At 28.8% G+C, this 18,590-nt stretch carries 16 protein-coding genes; 11 read left to right on the top strand and 5 right to left on the bottom strand.

Translation table 11 applies throughout. The features are described 5' to 3' along the window. Positions 1-7 precede the first annotated feature (7 nt). Together ftcD and KQI42_RS02850 are read left to right on the top strand one after the other, a co-directional pair. A complete protein-coding gene (gene ftcD, locus KQI42_RS02855; RefSeq protein WP_216516548.1) occupies positions 8-937 on the top strand; it encodes a glutamate formimidoyltransferase in 930 nt (309 codons plus the stop codon). A 224-nt stretch (positions 938-1,161) separates the two neighbouring features. Further along, positions 1,162-1,965, top strand: coding sequence for an ATP-grasp domain-containing protein (locus KQI42_RS02850; RefSeq protein ID WP_216516546.1), 804 nt, complete (start codon positions 1,162-1,164; stop codon positions 1,963-1,965). A 45-nt stretch (positions 1,966-2,010) separates the two neighbouring features. Here the strand turns inward: KQI42_RS02850 and KQI42_RS02845 are convergent, their stop codons facing one another. Together KQI42_RS02845 and KQI42_RS02840 are read right to left on the bottom strand one after the other, a co-directional pair. After that, positions 2,011-2,406 (bottom strand): zinc ribbon domain-containing protein, encoded by a 396-nt coding sequence (locus KQI42_RS02845; protein WP_216516545.1) that lies wholly within the window; start codon positions 2,404-2,406, stop codon positions 2,011-2,013. A 37-nt stretch (positions 2,407-2,443) separates the two neighbouring features. After that, on the bottom strand, positions 2,444-3,559 hold the full coding sequence (locus KQI42_RS02840; RefSeq protein WP_216516543.1) for a DUF5050 domain-containing protein: 1,116 nt from the start codon (positions 3,557-3,559) through the stop codon (positions 2,444-2,446). A 155-nt stretch (positions 3,560-3,714) separates the two neighbouring features. Here KQI42_RS02840 and KQI42_RS02835 point away from each other — a divergent pair, with 155 nt between their 5' ends. The 4 genes from KQI42_RS02835 (at position 3,715) to KQI42_RS02820 (ending at position 7,491) form a co-directional block, all read left to right on the top strand. Continuing rightward, a complete protein-coding gene (locus KQI42_RS02835; protein WP_216516541.1) occupies positions 3,715-3,900 on the top strand; it encodes a hypothetical protein in 186 nt (61 codons plus the stop codon). 122 nt (positions 3,901-4,022) lie between these two features. Next, the gene (locus KQI42_RS02830) at positions 4,023-4,871 is read left to right on the top strand and encodes a transposase (RefSeq protein WP_216516539.1); all 849 of its coding nucleotides are present in this window, start codon (positions 4,023-4,025) and stop codon (positions 4,869-4,871) included. A gap of 199 nt (positions 4,872-5,070) precedes the next feature. Next, positions 5,071-5,334, top strand: a complete 264-nt coding sequence (locus KQI42_RS02825) for a EutN/CcmL family microcompartment protein (RefSeq protein WP_216516537.1) — start codon at positions 5,071-5,073, stop codon at positions 5,332-5,334. 120 nt (positions 5,335-5,454) lie between these two features. Next, the gene (locus tag KQI42_RS02820; protein WP_216516534.1) at positions 5,455-7,491 is read left to right on the top strand and encodes a 5'-nucleotidase C-terminal domain-containing protein; all 2,037 of its coding nucleotides are present in this window, start codon (positions 5,455-5,457) and stop codon (positions 7,489-7,491) included. Positions 7,492-7,629: 138 nt separating this feature from the next. On the opposite strand, the gene KQI42_RS02815 is transcribed toward KQI42_RS02820, so the two are convergent. After that, on the bottom strand, positions 7,630-9,771 hold the full coding sequence (locus KQI42_RS02815; protein ID WP_216516532.1) for a peptidase domain-containing ABC transporter: 2,142 nt from the start codon (positions 9,769-9,771) through the stop codon (positions 7,630-7,632). A 183-nt stretch (positions 9,772-9,954) separates the two neighbouring features. On the opposite strand from KQI42_RS02815, the gene KQI42_RS02810 reads away from it, so the two are divergent. Next, complete coding sequence (locus tag KQI42_RS02810) at positions 9,955-10,092, top strand: hypothetical protein (RefSeq protein ID WP_216516530.1); 138 nt, start codon at positions 9,955-9,957, stop codon at positions 10,090-10,092. Positions 10,093-10,206: 114 nt separating this feature from the next. Continuing rightward, a complete protein-coding gene (locus tag KQI42_RS02805; protein ID WP_216516528.1) occupies positions 10,207-11,745 on the top strand; it encodes a radical SAM/SPASM domain-containing protein in 1,539 nt (512 codons plus the stop codon). A 135-nt stretch (positions 11,746-11,880) separates the two neighbouring features. Here the strand turns inward: KQI42_RS02805 and KQI42_RS02800 are convergent, their stop codons facing one another. Together KQI42_RS02800 and KQI42_RS21200 are read right to left on the bottom strand one after the other, a co-directional pair. Further along, entirely contained in the window at positions 11,881-13,134 is a 1,254-nt protein-coding gene (locus tag KQI42_RS02800) for a radical SAM protein (RefSeq protein WP_216516526.1), read from the bottom strand. A gap of 113 nt (positions 13,135-13,247) precedes the next feature. After that, complete coding sequence (locus KQI42_RS21200; RefSeq protein ID WP_281420268.1) at positions 13,248-13,373, bottom strand: hypothetical protein; 126 nt, start codon at positions 13,371-13,373, stop codon at positions 13,248-13,250. A 1,164-nt stretch (positions 13,374-14,537) separates the two neighbouring features. On the opposite strand from KQI42_RS21200, the gene KQI42_RS02795 reads away from it, so the two are divergent. The 3 genes from KQI42_RS02795 (at position 14,538) to KQI42_RS02785 (ending at position 18,574) form a co-directional block, all read left to right on the top strand. Continuing rightward, a complete protein-coding gene (locus tag KQI42_RS02795) occupies positions 14,538-16,337 on the top strand; it encodes a peptide ABC transporter substrate-binding protein (RefSeq protein ID WP_216516524.1) in 1,800 nt (599 codons plus the stop codon). Between the two features lie 141 nt (positions 16,338-16,478). Further along, the gene (locus KQI42_RS02790) at positions 16,479-17,429 is read left to right on the top strand and encodes an ABC transporter permease (protein ID WP_216516522.1); all 951 of its coding nucleotides are present in this window, start codon (positions 16,479-16,481) and stop codon (positions 17,427-17,429) included. Further along, the gene (locus KQI42_RS02785) at positions 17,429-18,574 is read left to right on the top strand and encodes an ABC transporter permease (RefSeq protein ID WP_216516520.1); all 1,146 of its coding nucleotides are present in this window, start codon (positions 17,429-17,431) and stop codon (positions 18,572-18,574) included. Before KQI42_RS02790 ends, KQI42_RS02785 begins: the two co-directional genes overlap by 1 nt. Positions 18,575-18,590: the final 16 nt, after the last annotated feature.

Here is an 18,590-nt window from a genome sequence, read left to right as displayed (position 1 = left end):
GATAAAAATGAGTTTGCAAAAAAAGTATATTTTAGCAGTTCCTAATTTTAGTGATGGAAGAAGAGAAGAGGTTATTGAAGCCATAGTGGATGAAGTAAGAAACAAAGACGGAGTAAAGTTGGTAAGTTATGAGCCTGAACACGACTTTAATAGAACAGTAGTTACTGTAATAGGCGAACCTGAACCTTTAAAGGAAGCTTTAATTCAAATGGCAGGTAAATCCTATGAACTAATAGATATGGAAGAACAAAAAGGAACCCATCCTAGAATAGGAGCTCAGGATACTATACCTATATTTCCATTTAAAAATATAACCTTAGAGGAATGTATAAATTTAGCTAATGAAATAGGAGAAGAGTTATTTGAAAAATATAAGGTACCTATCTTCTTCTCAGGTAAAAATGCTAGAACGGAAGATAAAGAAAGCATATCTTTCATAAGAAAAGGTCAGTATGAAGGATTAAAGGAATTACTTGAGGATGTAAATCATCCAGATTACGAAGAGAGGAAGCCAGATTTTAGCGTAGACGGTAAATTAAGTCCGAAATCTGGAGCTACAATAGTTAGTGCAGATACGGAAGGGCTAACAGCCTATAATGTATTTTTAGGAACAGAAGATGTAAAGATTGCTAAAGAAATAGCTAAAGCAGTAAGAGGTCCCAGTGGAGGTTTCTCAACAGTAAGGGCAGTAGGTATTAAATTTCCGGAAAGAGATGGTGTAGTAGTTTCTATGAACATGTTTGATTGTAATGTCACACCTCTTTATAGAACCTATGAATTAGTTAAGCAAGAAGCTAGAAGATATGGAATACCAGTTACTGGATCAGAGCTAGTAGGTCCTGTAAAATTGGAACATTTACTTAACTCTTTAGAATATTATCTAGGATTTGAAAACTTCAGGAAAGAACAAATATTGGAAACTCATTTAATGGAATAAATGATGAAATAAAAGTCTAATATTAGACAAGAGGAGCTCTTTAAAATCACAGTTTAAAGGGCTCTTCTATATTTTTAGACATCTTTTTCTTTCCTTTACAACATTACCTATATTTCCCGGGAAAAGTGCAAAAAAATTAAAAAAATTACTGAAGAAAAATATTGAAAAACTACTTTTCTGGTAGTAAAATATTTTTGTTACTTTATTAAAAGGTGGTGTTTTAAATGAAACTAGTTACCTTTAATCCCTTTAGAACCCTAGGGATGCGCAACGTAACTTATATTAAGCCAGAAAATATTTTTAAAGAAATAGATAAGATAAAAGAAGCAGATTATGTATTATTTCCTGAATACTGGCAAGTAAATTCTTTAGTTTATGGGCTGAAAAAGAAAATATTTCCTAATATTAATACCTATCACCTAGGACACAATAAAATTGAAACCACTAGAGCATTATGGGCTACTTTTCCAAGAAATGTACCTTATACTCAAATATTAAGCAAAGATAATGCAGATATTGAAACAATTGAAGAAGAATTTGGATATCCTTTAGTAGCTAAAGAAATAAAAAGTTCCATGGGTAGAGGGGTATTTCTTGTAGAAAATAGGCAGGAATTAAAAAATTATATAGAGAATAATGATACTTTATATATTCAAGAAAAACTTCCTATAGATAGAGACTTAAGAATAGTATATGTAGGAAATAAAGTAATAGGAGCTTATTGGAGAATAGCTGCCGAAGGAAGTTTTCATAATAATATAGCAAAAGGAGCCAGTTATGATTACAATGACATTCCTTTGGAAGCCATTGAATTAGTAGAAAGAGTTGCGGCTACTTTAGAAATAAATCATGCAGGATTCGATATAGCTGTAGTTGGAAATAATCATTATATATTAGAATATAATGTAATGTTCGGAAATGAAGGATTAAGAAATATGGGAGTTGAAGTAGAAAAATGTATTTATGAATATATTTCATCGGACCCTGACTTTAATCCAAATAGTCCAATATATCCTAAAGCTTCATAAAAAATATCCCCTTTACAGTCATATATTTATGTAAAGGGGATATTTTTATTCTTCATCTAATTTTTTACCACAGCTGGAACAAAATTTAGAGTCTATGGTTACTTCAGCACCACATTCACAGGTAGTAGTTTCCTCTTTACCTGTTTTTTCATTTAGAATGCTTTTTAATTCTGTAATTTTCTCATTAAAATAATTAATTTGATCTACTACTCCTTCTAAAAGTTCGTCTTCCATTTCTTTATTTGCTATTTTTTCAAATACAGATTTTCCTAAAGCTAAATATAATTCATCTCTGTTATCTTCAATTTTAGAAATTTCATTTTTTAAAGATATGATTTCTTGAGTTTGTTGAATTTTTTCTTTACCTTCTTGGAAACTTTTCTGAACACCTTTTTGTAAACCTAGAAGACTTTTTTGGAGTTTGGATTGGAAATCAGACATTTATATGTTCCCTCCTCAATTAAATTTATATAAATTATTAAAATTCAGTATCACCTTTACCATCTAAATTCATTTTCATTCTTGTTTCTCCATTAAAAGTTCCTGAATCGAAATATTCTTTATAATATATATTATTACCTAATACATTAATAGACCTAGGGTAAGCAGCTTTTAATTCTTTAGCTTGAGTACCATCAAGTTTTGCTTTCCATAATGTAGGTAACTTTTCCAGAAAATTATGATTAGGACCTACATAAGTATCTATACCCTTACTAAGATTGCTAAAATAAATCCATCTATTATCTATATTTATATTTTCAACAGAAAAATCTAATACCTTCTTATTTTTTCCACCCTTTATTGGGACTTTATATACTTTAGACTTATCAGAGTAGTTGATATAGTAGATCTCGTTGCCTACAGTATTTATACAATTAGCAGCATCTTTAGTTATAAGGCTTTTGTTTTTACCATTTTTATCTGTTTTATAAATGCTTCCTACAGGAATACCTGGGCTAAACAAAGGACCATCTACCTTTTTCTCATCTACAGCATAAATTATATTATCATTAGTAATATTAAAACATGCTATTTTATCATCTATTAGTTTTTCAATTTTAGTACCATCTAAGTTTGCTCTATATAGTTTTCCGCTATCCTTTAGATTTACAAAATATATTTTTGTATCACTTATATAATATTGTCCAATATTATCAATTAGTTTTTTTAATGTTGTACCGTTAGATCCAATGGAATATAAATTATTTATATAGGGATCTTTGGTATCATCAGAATAATCATAATCTGGATTACTCTCATATTTAGCAAAATATATAATATTTTTCGATACATTTAAATTACTAATATCATGATAGTCATCTTTATTTATTTTAACAGGGTTTTTTCCATTGGCATCAGCTTTATATATATTGGTTTGATCCCAGGATTCTCCAGATATATAATATAAGCTATCGCCATCTTTAACAACCCAAGAGCCATTAACACTATTTCCAATAGTAGTTCCTACAGTAGTGGGAGCTGGCTTGTTTGTAGTAGTTTTCTTAGTTGCTGCTGCTTCAATATTTGATACAGAGCCTAAGAACATAATTGTAGCAATAAAAATAGTCAAAATAGAATAAAATCTTTTCTTCATGTAAATTCTCCCTTCAATATCTGATTCATATAATATGTTCAATTAGAACACATTCGACAAAATTTACAAAAGTCCTTCTTTTAGTTAATAAAAAGCGACAAATGGTAGTTCATAATTTCAAGGTGGTATAATACAATTAATGGGAGGTGGACTTAATGAAAAAATTATCTATATTCTTAATTATTGTGGGGATATTGTTGATAAGTAGTCCTTTAATAAAGGATATACGCTATAGTTATCAACAAAAGAAAATGAAGAAATCTTGGGAGAATATATTTCAATTAGTAGATAATGAAAGGGAAAAAAGTATCTCTAAAAATGAAAGTGAAGAGATAGAGTAGATACTAATAACTATTTGTTTTGATGTAAGGCACAATACAGAGGAAGTTATTTTAAATAAAAGAAGGAAATTTTTAGTATTATGTAGAATATGTTTTTTAACTTACGGTAATAGGAGGAGGCTATGGCTAGGAAACCAAGAATAGAGTATTATGGTGCTATATACCATATTATTCATAACGGGAATAACAAGGAGTATATTTTTGAAGATGAAGAAGACAAAATTTATTTACTTAAGGTGGTTGGAGAAGTAAAAGAAATATATGATTTTAGTATTTTTGCCTATATTATAATGAATAATCATTATCATTTTATTATAAGAGCATATAATATTCCTATTAGTAAAATTATGCATAGAATAAATACTAAATATGCTAAATACTATAATGCTAAAAAACAAAGAAAGGGATCTCCTTTTGAAGGTAGATATAGAAGTATATTGATTCAAAATGAAAGTTATATTTTAAACTTAATAAAATATGTACATAACAATCCAGTTTATGCTGGTATCTGTAGCTCCATGGAAGAATATAAATGGAGCAGTGATATATTCTATAGAATGAATTTAGATAATCTAGTAGATATAGATGGATTATTAGATATGTTTTCCTTAGATAGACTAGTAGCCATAGACAAGTATAAAAAATTAATGAAAGAAGTTCCAGAAGATTATTTAAGTCTAAAATATCAATATGAAAATGAGAATATAATAGGAATCGATGAGTTTAAAGAGTCCTATAAAAAACAGGATAAAAATGTAAAAGCAATAGGCTTAGATGAAATATTAAAAAATATTTGTTCTACAGAAGAAGATTTTAAATTAATAAAAAATGGTTCAAGAAAAAGATATCTTACTCAATATAAATACGAATATATTATGGAAGCAAGAAAAAATGGTTATACCAATATAGAAATAGGAAAAAATATTGGTATAAGTCCTAGGGCAATTAGACTTTTATTAAGTCTTTCATAAAAATTATTGATCGCTGAAGAGTCATAGCTTTTCAGTGATTTTTTGTTTTTAATATTTCTATATATATTTAAACCTTTAAAGTAGTAAAATATATTTTGATTTTAGTTCTGTAAAAATTTATATAAGAGTAAAATGTAAAAACGAGAGAATAAATTACTTTGTAAAGGATTATTTGAAAAATCTTTTAAGGGGGATCAATATGTATATAGGAAAAGTTATTGGAACTGTAGTGGCAACGAAAAAGGACAATAGGCTTATTGGAAGTAAACTAATGATTATTCAGCCTCTTAATATTGAATTATTACCTATAGAAGAACCAATAATTGCTGTAGATACGGTAGGTGCTGGAATAGGAGAATTAGTAATAATCGTAAAGGGAACTGCCGCTAGAATTGCAGCTCAAAAAATGGAGTCTCCTATAGATATATCTATTGTAGGGCTAGTAGATGAAATTAATATATAGAAAACAAAAAATATATAAGATAAAAACTTTTATATAAAATATATGAGAAAAGAAGGTTTTATCGAATTAAGGTAGAAATAATATTATTATGAAGATAACTTTATACAAGGAGGATTAATTATGAATTTTAAAAACAAAAAAATCTTTAGTCTAGTACTTTCACTAATGCTCTTAGTTGGTATATTTATTGTACCAGTAAATAATGCTTATGCTAGCAAAGACACAGTAAATATTACAATTTTAGGGACATCAGATGTTCATGGTAATGTTATAAATTGGTCTTATGAAGATGGTAAAGAGATAGAAGAGACTAGTCTTGCTAAAATTTATTCTTTAGTAGAAAAGGTGAGAAAAGAAAATCCAAATACTTTATTATTAGATAATGGTGATACTGTTCAAGGAACTATATTAACAGATGATTTATATAATGTTAAATTAGAAGAAAAACACCCTGTAATAGATGTAATGAATTTTATGGGATATGATTCTATGACTTTAGGAAACCATGAGTTTAACTTTGGTTTAGATTTAGTTGATAAAATAGTGAAAGAAGCAGAATTCCCTATTCTTTCAGCTAATATTTATAATAAAAAAGATAACTCATATTTTGTTAAACCTTACATTATAAAAGAAGTAGGCGGAGTAAAAATAGGTATTTTAGGATTAACTACTCCTAATGTTCCAAAATGGGACGGAGTTAAGGTAACAGATCTTAACTTTGAAGCTATGGATAAAGCTGCTGCAAAGGCTATTAAGGAATTAAAAGAAAAAGAAAAAGTAGATATAATAATAGCTACAGCTCATGCAGGAGTAAATGGAGAGTATGATGAATTAGGAGGAGATTCTGTTAAAAAGGTTATTGAAAATAATCCTGAAATAGAAGCGTTCTTAGTAGGACATGATCACTCTACAGTTAAAGAAACTATAGGAAATACAGTAGTAGGTGGACCAAGAAATGAAGGTAGACAGGTAGTTAGATTTGATTTAGCTCTTGAAAAAGAAAATAATAAATGGGAAGTTAAAGATAGAAAAGTAGATGTAATAGATGTAAAGGAATTTGAAGCATCTAAAGAGCTTGTTGCTTATGCTAAGAAGTACCATGATACCACATTAAAATTTCTTGAAGAAGTTATAGGTGAAGTAACAGAAGATTTCCATCCTGCTTCAGAAGTAAAGGGGATTCCAGAAGCACAAGTTAGAGATACAGCTGTAATGGATTTAATAAATGAAGTTCAATTGAAAAATTCAGGGGCAGATGTTTCAGCGGCAGCTTTATTTAAAGATAGTTCCAATTTAAAGAAGGGTGCAGTAAATTTTGCCAGTGTATTTGATATCTATAAATTTCCTAATACTTTAAAGGTTGTAGAAGTAAATGGGAAAGAACTCAAAGATTATATGGAATGGTCAGCAGCTTATTACAATACTTATAAACCAGGGGATGTAACTATTAGCTTTAATCCTGAAATAAGAGGATATAAGTATGATATGTTTGCTGGAGTAGATTATAAAATAGATATTTCTAAGCCAGCAGGAGAGAGAATAGTTGACTTGAAATTTAAAGGAGAGCCTGTAAAAGAAACAGATAAATTTAAGTTAGCTATAAATGACTATAGATATTCTGGATTAAAAACTGAGGGAATAATAAGTGGAGAACCAATTTATGATTCAGATCCAATTTCTTTAAGAAGTATGATTGTTGAACATATTAGAAATCTTAAGACTCTTGAACCAAAAACAGATAACAATTGGGAAATAATTGGAGCAGATCTAGATCATCCATTGAGAGATTATATAATAAAGCAAGTAAATGAAGGTAAAATTCAGATTCCAACATCAGAAGATGGAAGAACGTCTAACGTTAAGGCTTTAAACGTTAATGAAATGATAGATGCAGGGTTAATACCAGAAGAAGTATTAAAAGAACACAACATAAAGATAGAAAAGCCTGTAGAAGAACAAGTAACCACAGAACCAGCGGTAGAAGTTAAGAAAGAAGTAACCACAGAACCAGCAGTAAAAAAATATTCTGTAAAAACTGGAGATGTATTATGGAGAATAGCTAAGAAATTTAATACTACTTGGCAAAGATTAGCTGAGCTTAACAATCTTAAAAATCCACATTTGATTTTTCCAAATCAAGAAATATTAGTACCTTAGATAAAAAGAGCATAATCAACAATGTTGATTATGCTCTTCTTTATAACGAATAGGAAAGTTCTACTTTTTTCTTTTTTCAATATAAGAACTCGTTCTGACCTAAATGAGTTTCAAAAAAGGCTACATTAAAAGGCTTCTTTAGAAGCCTTTTTTATTATTTAATTGTTTATACCAAAGCTTATAGTATTCTCCATTTTTTTCCATAAGTTTTTGATGAGAACCTTTTTCTATTACTTTTCCTTTTTTTATAACATAAATAACATCACATGAAGTTATAAACTTCAATTTGTGAGCTACAATTATGGTAGTTTTGTTTTTCGTATATTCTAATATAGTTTCTTCAACAATTTTTTCAGTTATAGAATCGAGATTACTCGTAGCTTCATCTAGTAAAACTATATCTGGGTTTTTTAAAAGAGCTCTTGCTATAGAAAGCCTTTGTTTTTGTCCTCCTGATAAATTAGTTCCATTTTCATCTATGATAGTATCATATTTGTTAGGAAGGGAATTTATGAAGTCATCTATATCAACTCTTTTACAGACTTCAGTGATTTCGTCATCCTTTATAAAAAAATTGCCCATGCATAGATTTTCCTTTATAGTTCCATTGAAGAAAAACAAAGATTGGGGAACATATCCAACTCTGCTTCTTAAATAATCAAGATCTATGTCATTTATATTGATATTATTTATAAATATATTTCCCTTTTCTATGGAGTAAAAATTCATTAAAAGCTTTGTTAATGTGGTTTTGCCTGAGCCGCTTTCACCTACAAAAGCTACTCTTTCACCAGGTTTTATATCAATATCAATATTACTTAATACAGGGGTTTCCGAATTGTACTGAAAGGAAACATTTTCAAATGTAATATTTCCTTTTAAAGAAGGTTTCAAAGAACCTTTATACCTTATTTTTTCTTTCTCAATATCTAATATATTTTCAACTCTTTCTGCCGCAACCATTGCTGTTTGAATAGATGGCTGTAAGTTTATTATGCTCTCTATAGGATTTAAAAAATATGTAAGTAGAGCATTAAAGGTTAGGAGTTCGCCTAGAGTTAATCTTCCCCTTATGACTTCTATTCCACCAATCCAAAAAACTATCACATTAAATATAACTTTAATATAAGCTTTTAAAGAACTTTGGAGATTGGTAATCCATCCTCTTTTTAAAGCATTCCTTGTCAAATTTAAAAATTTCTTTTCTGTTTTAAGCTTTGTTTCATTTTCTGTACTGAAGGCTTTAATAGTATCTATTCCATTTAGTGATGATATTAAGTATGAAGTAAGATTTGATCCACTTTCCATAGTTTTTCTATTTATATCTTCTAAAGGTTTTCTGAAAAAGTATACTATTATGCCATAAAAAGCAATGGGAATAATAGTCACCAAAAATAGAATAATATTTTGACGATAGAGCATAATTCCACCTATAATTGCCATAAGTGTATCTATCATAATTGCTAAAGCTACATTACATATAGCATCCCTTATTTTTCCTGAATCATTAAACCTTGATATTATGTCTCCAATTTCTCTTGTATCAAAAAAGTTCATAGGTAGGTCAACAACATGTTCATAATAGCCAAGCATAAGTCCCATATCTATGTTTTGCCCAAGATACAATAAAAGCTGGGTCCTAAATAGTTCAAATAAAGTTTTAAAGGTGAAAAGTAAAATAAATAAAAGAGAAAATCGAGTTAATAAACTTTTAGAATTATTGGGGATTATTTTATCGACAAGAAACTTAAAATAAAATGCTCCTATTACACCAAAGATTGTTATTAATAATGAGATAAAAAATATTTTTATAATAAATTTCTTTTGATATTTAAGAATGGCGGAAAATTTCTTAAATAACCCTTTCTTTTCTGAATCCAATTGTATTTTAGGTATGATTACAAACATAATACCATTCCATATATTCATAAATTCAAGAAAGGAGAAGCTTATAATACCTTTTTTGGGAACAGATGCTATTATTTTATTTTTATTTATTTTTTCTATAACTATGTAATGATTGATTCCATTTTCATTTATATATGCTATTGCAGGTATAGGACAATAAGACAATATATCTTCAATGTTACTTCCTTTAAGCTGTTTAATAGAAAATCCTAGCTTGTCTTCTAAATCCATAATATTTAAATCTTCTTCTTTATAATTTATAATGCTGTTAATTTTAGATGCAGAGATTCTAGTACCAAAATGTTTGCATAATGATGACATACATACTGCAAAAGATTCTCTATTTTCTTCATCATAAGTTACTTTTTCCATATTTACCACTCCTTCTTAATAGCTAATTTTAAAGCTTTATTAATATAACTGTTAAATTTTGTACAAAAGGCTTGTCTTTTCCACTTACATATTATACAATATATTACAAGGTAATCATACATTACCATTAAATAAATTATATAGACATAATGGTAATGCAAAATAAAATAAGGGGGTATTTGTATGAATATCAAAGAATTAACTAAGGGGTTGGAGGAATTTATATCCACAGATGTAGTTACAGAATCACTTAATAAAATAGGGGATGATTCTAAACCACCAATACAACCACTATATGGAATTCCACCTGTAGAATATTAAAAATAATAGGAACAACAATATTGGGAATGACTTAAGTCATTCCCAATAATTTAATTCTAAATTTTTTATGTTAATAGACAATAAATAATAACATAATTGAGTGGGAGGATAATTATGAAATACAAGCCAATGACTGGTGTTTGGGAAATAACAATGGGATGCAATATGCGTTGTAAGCATTGTGGATCAATATGTGAAAATCCTCAAATTGACGAGCTAACGACGAAAGAAGCTTTAACTTTATGTGAAGAACTTGGAGCATTAGGCTTTAAACATATAACCTTATCTGGGGGAGAACCGACTACAAGAGATGATTGGCATATTATAGCAAAGGGACTTAGAGATAATGGTATTATTCCAACTATGATAACTAATGGATGGCTTATAAATGAAGAGATTATAGATAAGGCTATGGAATCAGGGATAAATACTATTGCTATAAGTATAGATGGCTTAGAAGAAACTCATGATTTTATGAGAAAGTCTGGTTCTTTTCAAAGATCTATAAAAGCTCTTAAACTTATGAAGGATAAAGGAATGTATTCTGCAGTAATAACTACAGTAAATAAGCAGAATATAAATCAGTTAGAAGATATGAAAAGTGTATTCATAGAAAATGGAGTAACTACATGGCAACTTCAAATTGGTATGCCTATGGGAAATTTAAAAGAAAACTGTGAGTTAGTTTTAGATAACGATGGGATTGATACAATAATTGATTTTGGATATAAAAATTTAAATGATAATAAAATAAAAGTACATTTTGCAGATTGCATAGGATACTATAATACAAAAGAAATGGAAGTAAGAAAGGCTTTTTCTAATAATAACTACATATGGCAGGGTTGTGGAGCTGGAAAACACAGCTTAGGTATTTTATGTAACGGTGACATAGTAGGATGTACTTCTATAAGAAATAAAGAATTTATTGAAGGAAATATAAGAGAAAATTCTTTAAAAGATATATGGACAAGTTCTGAAACTTTTAAATGGAATAGAGAAATTACAAAAGAAAAAATAGAAGGATTTTGCAGTAAGTGTAATTATGGGGATGTATGCCTTGGTGGGTGTTCCAATTCAAGATTATGTATGGAAAATAGTATATACAAAGAAAATAAATATTGTTCATATTACATAGCCATGGATAGAAAAAGGGAAGAAATAAAAGCTATAAATGACATAGATATTCTATTTGAAAATGCAGAGAATTTGGCAGAAATGGGACAATTTCAGTTATCTGAACTTTTATTAGAAAGAGCAATTCATTTAGGAAATGAGAATATAGAGATTTTAAATCTTTATGCTTATGTAAATTTTATGCTAAAGAATTATACTATAGCTAAAGATGTAAATGAAAGAATTCTTGAAATAGATCATAATGATATATATGCAAATAAAGGGTTGGGTTTAACACTATGTAAATTAGGAGAAGTTGAAAAAGGAATACATTATCTTAAAAATGCTGTGAAACTTACGGATTCTAATTATATGGACCCTTATCATGACTGTGCAGCAACTCTTATGGAATATGATAAAATAGAAGAAGCTAAGGATATTTTACAGCAGGCTAGAAACATGTCATTAGACTTTTTTGAAGAGAATAAGAATTTATACGATAAATTAAATATATCTGCTATAGCAGAAGAAGCATAGCTTTAAATAAGGTTTTATATAGATGACTATATAAAACCTTATTTAATGAAAGGGAATTATAGATTACCATTTAGTTTTAGCCATGAAAATAATTTAGATTCTAATACTATATGTATGTAAGAATATCTAAATATCTTATTCGCTAATGCAATACTGCAGATAATAGTTTTTTATTTGCTGGCACATATTTTTAATACTAGTATTCTCTTTGTTTAATTTTTTTTCAAATCTAATTAGACCTTCTGTCATTTTATCTAAGTTATAATTTTTTACCAACTCTTCAACTTTATTTTCTTTAATATTTCCAATAGGGCATACATCGTCATCTAAAAATTCGCAGGGTTTGATAATGCCAGCCTCGCTTATACACCAATTTAAAAGACCTGCACCACATTCTAAACTTTTATGTTTAAAGTCGATACCTTTTTTGTTTTCATCTTCACGCCAAGTTAAAACTCTTATTTTATTCCTATATTTTTCCGATAAATCATCTAATATATATTCTACATTTTTAATATCTTCTTGAGATATAACTAACGAACTTAAAGAAGCTGCTCTTCCACTTGATGTTAAATTACCAAATCTTATTGAGCTTGCACCAATTTTATAAGTAAATTCAATCATATTTTCTATATTATTGATATTTTGTTTTGTAATTATTGTTGATACTGTTGAAGGAATTTTTATTTTAGAAAGTTCATTTATGGCATTTATAGTTTTTCTGAAAGAGCCTGAAACTGTAGTTACCAAATCATGTTTATTTTCCTCATATGAGTACATTGAGATCTGAACCGTATTTACCCCTTTGTAGTTATTTACATTTTCAGAATTAATTAATGTTCCATTAGTAGTTATGCTAGTATCAAAGTTATCAATACAATGTTTCAAAATATCAAAAAATTTATTGTGAAGCATAGGTTCTCCACCAGTAAGTTGTATATTAGTAGTCTTATCCTTCAGAAAACTTAACGTATCTATTAACTCATTATAAGGAATAAAGTCATCATTTTTATTTGAACATTTCTTAAAACAATGGATACAGTTAAGATTACATTTATCAGTAAGACTTAGAACTACTCCCATAGGTACTTTTGCATCTTTTAATCCCGTTTTTTTAAAGTAGGTAGATTTGGGCAACTCACTTAGGAAGATAAAATTAGATTTGCTTTTTATAAAATCCATCATAATATTCTCTATTTTGAATTTATCATCCGTCTCTAACTCAATAGCAATTTCAGATGTAATTTCATTAATAGATTTATTACCACTGAATTTTTCTATCATATATATTTCTACATCATTCAATACATAATTTCCGACGTCTGTAATAAGTATTCCACGATCTTCAAAATAATGTAGAATGCTATTATTTAAAACATGAGGATACATATTTATACCTCCATTCATATATACCGTTATCTAACTTAAACGGTAATAATAAAAAAGTTGGTAAAGCAGAAAATGTCCTACTTTACCATGTGTTAAATAAAAAATTTATTAAATTATAAGTCACCAGGATCTCCATACATTACATCTTTATAACAATAGAAAGCTTGAAATTTTAGACATGATTGAACGCTACATGTATTAAAATCAGGTTTATAGTTAAAAAATTTAGCTTTATTCATAATTTCACCTCCTTTATATATGGAAAAACATGATTATTTTTCCATTAATTTTGGTTTATTATAATTATAGCATTTAAAGGACAAACTTGCAAATGTTTTCCATTTAATTTGGGATTTTATATAAGTATTAGGTTATATATAACTGGGATATAAGTGAAAAGAATTAAAAATATATTATTCTAATAGGGTTGTATGAACCATAAGCCTTAACTATATGTTATTATAAATAGAATGTTTTATTATAAGCAGAAAAGTAGTATAAAACTTCATTCGGAAGTCTTATCACAGAATAAACTAGGATGTATGAAACATAAGATATTATAAATTAGATAATTTTCATATCTTACTTTATTAAAATTAATCTAACAGTTTAATAGATTAAGTAAGATTAGTGTCCGAAAATGTCGTAATAAGCCGAAAATCTAAAAGGTTCTGAAAACATTGACCATTGAAGCAATATATGGTAATATATGAGGAAAGGTTTATATACATAGGCGATGATACACTGACTACAATACTATTGACAGAACTATTTTAAATATAAGTTGAGGAACTAGAAGCCCAAGAATTTAGAGTTATTAGGATATAACTTAATACTATCTAAAATTATTGTGGCTTTATGTATTATATAGTATAAAATTGTTTAAATATAAGTTAAACAAATAAATTAGGACTTTTCTTAACTAATTAATATAAAATTTACTTTAATGTTTTAAATGAGTAAGATATTACACCAAGTAAGAATTGTGCTGCAAAAATTAATTATTTATTAGATTAAATTAAAAATAATTAAGCAAATTTGTATGTCTTAATCATTAGAAGTCTATCTAATATTGAACCAAAACTTGTCTAACATTGTCGAAAAAATAATCGAAGATTTTAGAAAATTAAATTTATTAATAAATTTAATTTAAAAACTTTATAACATAAGAATTAGTTATAAATTGTAAGCTTCTCTATATTTATGAAAATAGAATCGTATGTCCGTTTTTATAAATGATGAAGTTTACAATTTAAAAGAGGGAATTACATAATTAAACTTACATAATTAATATGTGGATTATTAATTTAGACCAAAGATAATTATAATTAAGTTTTATTGTTTAATATGGAATTTCCTCAAATATAAATTATAAATTTTTATATAAAATAAGGAGGGACATTATGAAAAAGTTCAAAAAATTGTTAGCTCTTATGCTAATAATAGCTATGACCATGTCAATATTAGCTGGATGTGGTAAAAAGACTCAAGATGTTACAAAGGAAGAGGAAGAAGTAGAAGTGGAAAAGGCGGAATCTACTGGACCAAAAGTGTATAGAAAAAGTGGTATGTCTACTGATACTCTTAATCCCCATGTAAGTGATAGTACATCTGAAAGCTATGTAATGGAACTAATTTATGGAAATCTATTAGACTTAATTTATGATAAAGAAAGTGAAGGATTAAAATTCATTCCAAATCATGCAGAAGCGTTACCTACTACTGAAGATGGAATAACTTGGGTATTTAAATTAAAGAAAGATATAAAATGGACAGATGGGACCCCTATTGATGCAAATAGCTATGTATGGTCATGGAAAATGTTGTTAGACCCAGAACTAATCAATAGTGGTGCTAGAGCGTTATTTGATACTATTCCAGTTGTAAATGCTTTAGAATATTTTAAAGGTGAAGTAGAATGGGAAGAAGTTGGAATTAAAGCGTTAGATGATTACACATTAGAAATAAAATTAGAGACACAAATGCCGGAAATAGATGTTCTATTGACATTTAGTAGAGGATATCAAGCTACAACTCCAGTACATAAAGAATTATATGAAGCTGGAATGAAAGAAAAGGTAAAGAAAGAAGGAGAAGAAGATTCGAAAGGTCTAAAGGAAACTGACTATGCTACATCTTTGGAAAAAACACCTTCTTCAGGAACTTATAAATTGACAGAGTGGGTTAGAGATCAACATAAAGTATATGAAAAGAATACAGGAACTCCTGTAGCTGATTATTATACACCAGATAGAATAGAAGAAAGAGTTATCAGTGAAAATTCTACTAGAATACAGTTATTTGAAAAAGGAGAGTTAGAAGCAGTATCAGTTACTGGTGATGATTATGAAAAATATGCAGAAGATCCAAGAATAGTATTCCAAGAAGCTAATACTGTATGGGGATTCTATATAAATGGGAAGTCAGAGAAGAACCCTATTTTACAAAATAAGGATTTAAGAAAAGCATTATTCTACGGAATCAATAGAGATGCTATATCAAAAGGTGTATTTAAAGTATATGCCTCTTCTCCATATTATATATCCACACCTTGTATGGTAGGAGATTGGAAAGAAGGCTTAAAATATCGTGATACTGAAAAAGCAAAGGCAATTACTCCAGAGGGAAGCGGTTACAATCCAGAGCTAGCAAAGGAATATTTTGAGAAAGCTTATGCAGCTAATGGGAATAAAAAAATACAGATAGAAATAATATATTTTGAAGCACAAGAAACTATGAAGAGATTATCAGAGGTAGCAGAAGAAGAATACGAAAAATTGTTCGGATCTGATAAACTAGATATTACATTAAGAGCTATGCCTCCTATGGCAGCATATGATACCTATGAAAATGGCGATTATGATATGGGTATTGGTGCTAGAGGACAAAATACATTTAATGCATGGAAGAGTATGGTAGTTTGGACTAGTGATTTTCCAAATAAAACTGACACAATGTATAATAAGGAATTTGATGAATTATTCAAAAGAACTACGCAAGGGGATCTAATGAATAAACCAGAAGAAAGAATAGAAGCTTTAGTTAGAATGGAAGAGATACTAATGGATGAGATACCATTAATACCTATATTCCAAAACAATAACGCTGTGATGTATCAAGATAGAATTAAACTGATAACTGGTGGTAAATATATGCCAGAGGTAGGGTTTGCTCCATATCAAGCAGAAATATTAGATCAATAACAACATGAAAATTCTAATATTTTCAATTCTGGATTGTAAATGAATATAATAGTCAATCATATTTGAGCAATTATAGTTTAAACTATAATTGCTCAAATATAGATATAAACTTTAAGTAACATTGAAAGGAGTAGTAAGCCGATGCTAAGATATATAGGTCAAAGATTAGCTGCAATGGCAATTACATTGTTTTTAATCATAAGTATATCCTTTTTTGTTCTCCATGCCATGCCAGGAAGTATAGTAGGTGATGATCCTATGATTCCTCAAGAAGTAAGAAAAGCTATTGAAGCAAAATATCATTTGGACAAGCCCTTGCCAGTTCAATATGGGTATTTTTTGAAAGATTTTTTATCCTTTGAATTTGGGACATCACTGAAGGTCCAACCTAGGGTCCCTGTATTCAATATAATAGCTGAAAAGTTACCAATAACTTTACAACTTAATATTTTTTCTCTTATTTTAACGGTGCCTCTAGGAATTACTTTTGGAATAATTGCAGCATTGAAAAAGAATACAAGAATAGATCATACTATTTCTACGCTAACTATTTTCTTTATATCAGTACCTTCTTTCGTTTTTGCAGCTGTAATGCAATATTATATGGCTTTTAAATGGGATTTAGTTCCTATATTGTTATCAACAGAACCTACTCTTACTTGGACAAAGTTTAAGTCTATGATTCTACCAATACTTTCTCTGTCATTTTCTGGAATAGCGGGGATTACTAGATATATGAGAGCAGAATTATGTGATGCTTTGAATTCTGAATATATGCTTTTGGCAAAGACTAAGGGATTATCCCAGGTTCAAGCGACTGTAAAACATGCTATACGTAATTCTTTTATACCTTTAGCTAATATAATTGTACCTATGTTTTTAGGAATCTTAGGAGGGTCTATGGTAGTAGAAAACATATTTAGTATACCTGGAACTGGAAGTTTAATGGTTAGGTCTATAAATGCATTAGATCATCCATTAAGTATTGCTGTATTATTTTTCTACTCTCTAATAGGTCTTATCAGTATTTTGTTAGTAGACCTATCTTATGGAATTATTGATCCTCGAATTCGTATAGGAGGTAGAAAATAATGGATACTACTAAACAATTAAAAGAAGAAATAAAGATTAAAGAAAAAGACTTTAAATTTGTTCAGTTGGATGAAAAGATATATGATGAAAAGTTTGAAGGAGAGGCTATTGGATTTTTTAAGGATGCAATGCTTCGTTTTAAGAAAAATAGGGCTGCAATTGTATCTGGTTGGATTATTGCTTTTATAGTATTCATGGCTATTTTTGGGCCTATGATGAATGAATATACTTATAGAGAACAACATTTGGAGTGGGCATTTTTACCACCGAGAGTTCCAGGGCTTGAGAAACTCGGAATTTTTGATGGAACAAAAGAAATAAGAGTAAGGAAAGAGAATATAGAAGAAAAGTACGGAGATGCACTTATAAAAGTAGTGGAAGAATATAATGTAAAGCATCAAGGTCGAGATGTGGCCATGGCTGTAATAAAGGTGGATGCATACAAATTAAATGAAGCTGAAGATGTATATTTTTGGCTTGGAACAGACTCTATAGGAAGAGATCAGTGGACTCGTCTATGGAGAGGTTCAAGAGTATCTTTATTTATCGGAGTTATGGCTGTTATAATCAATATGTTTATTGGAGTTGTTTATGGCTCTGTTTCCGGTTATTATGGCGGTTGGATAGATATGGTGTTGCAGAGAATCACAGAAGTCTTAGGTGGAATTCCTAGCTTGGTACTGATAATGTTATTTATTATGTATATGGGGGCAGGTATAATACCCTTTATTTTGGCAATGGTTCTTACTGGCTGGATAGGTATGAGTCGTATGATAAGAGCTCAATTTTATAAATATAAAGGGCAAGAATATGTGTTAGCGTCTAGAACTATGGGAGCTAAAGATAGGAGTTTGATTTTTAGACATATTTTGCCTAATGCTATAGGACCAATTATTACTCAAGCTACTTTGGCAGTACCGGGATTTATTTTTACTGAATCCATGTTATCTTATCTGGGACTAGGTCTTGGGGCACCTGAGCCTTCTATTGGGGTTTTATTAGCAGAAGGTCAAAAAGTATTATTAAACCATCCTCATTTAACTTTATTTCCAGCTATGGTAATATCTATATTAATGCTTGCATTTAATCTATTTGGTAATGGATTAAGGGATGCATTTGACCCAACATTAAGAGGACAAGAATAGAAAGGAGGTTGTAGCC

It is taken from the genome of Tissierella simiarum (assembly GCF_018917865.1).
Taxonomy (GTDB): Bacteria; Bacillota; Clostridia; order Tissierellales; family Tissierellaceae; genus Tissierella_C; species Tissierella_C simiarum.
The sequence above is the reverse complement of the archived record's forward strand: the minus strand, read 5'-3'. Positions and strand labels throughout refer to the sequence as shown.

Coding starts and splice junctions, on each gene's coding strand:
- ftcD (WP_216516548.1), top strand. CDS start 8: ATGAGTTTGCAAAAAAAGTATATTTTAGCAGTTCCTAATTTTAGTGAT.
- KQI42_RS02850 (WP_216516546.1), top strand. CDS start 1,162: ATGAAACTAGTTACCTTTAATCCCTTTAGAACCCTAGGGATGCGCAAC.
- KQI42_RS02845 (WP_216516545.1), bottom strand. CDS start 2,406: ATGTCTGATTTCCAATCCAAACTCCAAAAAAGTCTTCTAGGTTTACAA.
- KQI42_RS02840 (WP_216516543.1), bottom strand. CDS start 3,559: ATGAAGAAAAGATTTTATTCTATTTTGACTATTTTTATTGCTACAATT.
- KQI42_RS02835 (WP_216516541.1), top strand. CDS start 3,715: ATGAAAAAATTATCTATATTCTTAATTATTGTGGGGATATTGTTGATA.
- KQI42_RS02830 (WP_216516539.1), top strand. CDS start 4,023: ATGGCTAGGAAACCAAGAATAGAGTATTATGGTGCTATATACCATATT.
- KQI42_RS02825 (WP_216516537.1), top strand. CDS start 5,071: ATGTATATAGGAAAAGTTATTGGAACTGTAGTGGCAACGAAAAAGGAC.
- KQI42_RS02820 (WP_216516534.1), top strand. CDS start 5,455: ATGAATTTTAAAAACAAAAAAATCTTTAGTCTAGTACTTTCACTAATG.
- KQI42_RS02815 (WP_216516532.1), bottom strand. CDS start 9,771: ATGGAAAAAGTAACTTATGATGAAGAAAATAGAGAATCTTTTGCAGTA.
- KQI42_RS02810 (WP_216516530.1), top strand. CDS start 9,955: ATGAATATCAAAGAATTAACTAAGGGGTTGGAGGAATTTATATCCACA.
- KQI42_RS02805 (WP_216516528.1), top strand. CDS start 10,207: ATGAAATACAAGCCAATGACTGGTGTTTGGGAAATAACAATGGGATGC.
- KQI42_RS02800 (WP_216516526.1), bottom strand. CDS start 13,134: ATGTATCCTCATGTTTTAAATAATAGCATTCTACATTATTTTGAAGAT.
- KQI42_RS21200 (WP_281420268.1), bottom strand. CDS start 13,373: ATGAATAAAGCTAAATTTTTTAACTATAAACCTGATTTTAATACATGT.
- KQI42_RS02795 (WP_216516524.1), top strand. CDS start 14,538: ATGAAAAAGTTCAAAAAATTGTTAGCTCTTATGCTAATAATAGCTATG.
- KQI42_RS02790 (WP_216516522.1), top strand. CDS start 16,479: ATGCTAAGATATATAGGTCAAAGATTAGCTGCAATGGCAATTACATTG.
- KQI42_RS02785 (WP_216516520.1), top strand. CDS start 17,429: ATGGATACTACTAAACAATTAAAAGAAGAAATAAAGATTAAAGAAAAA.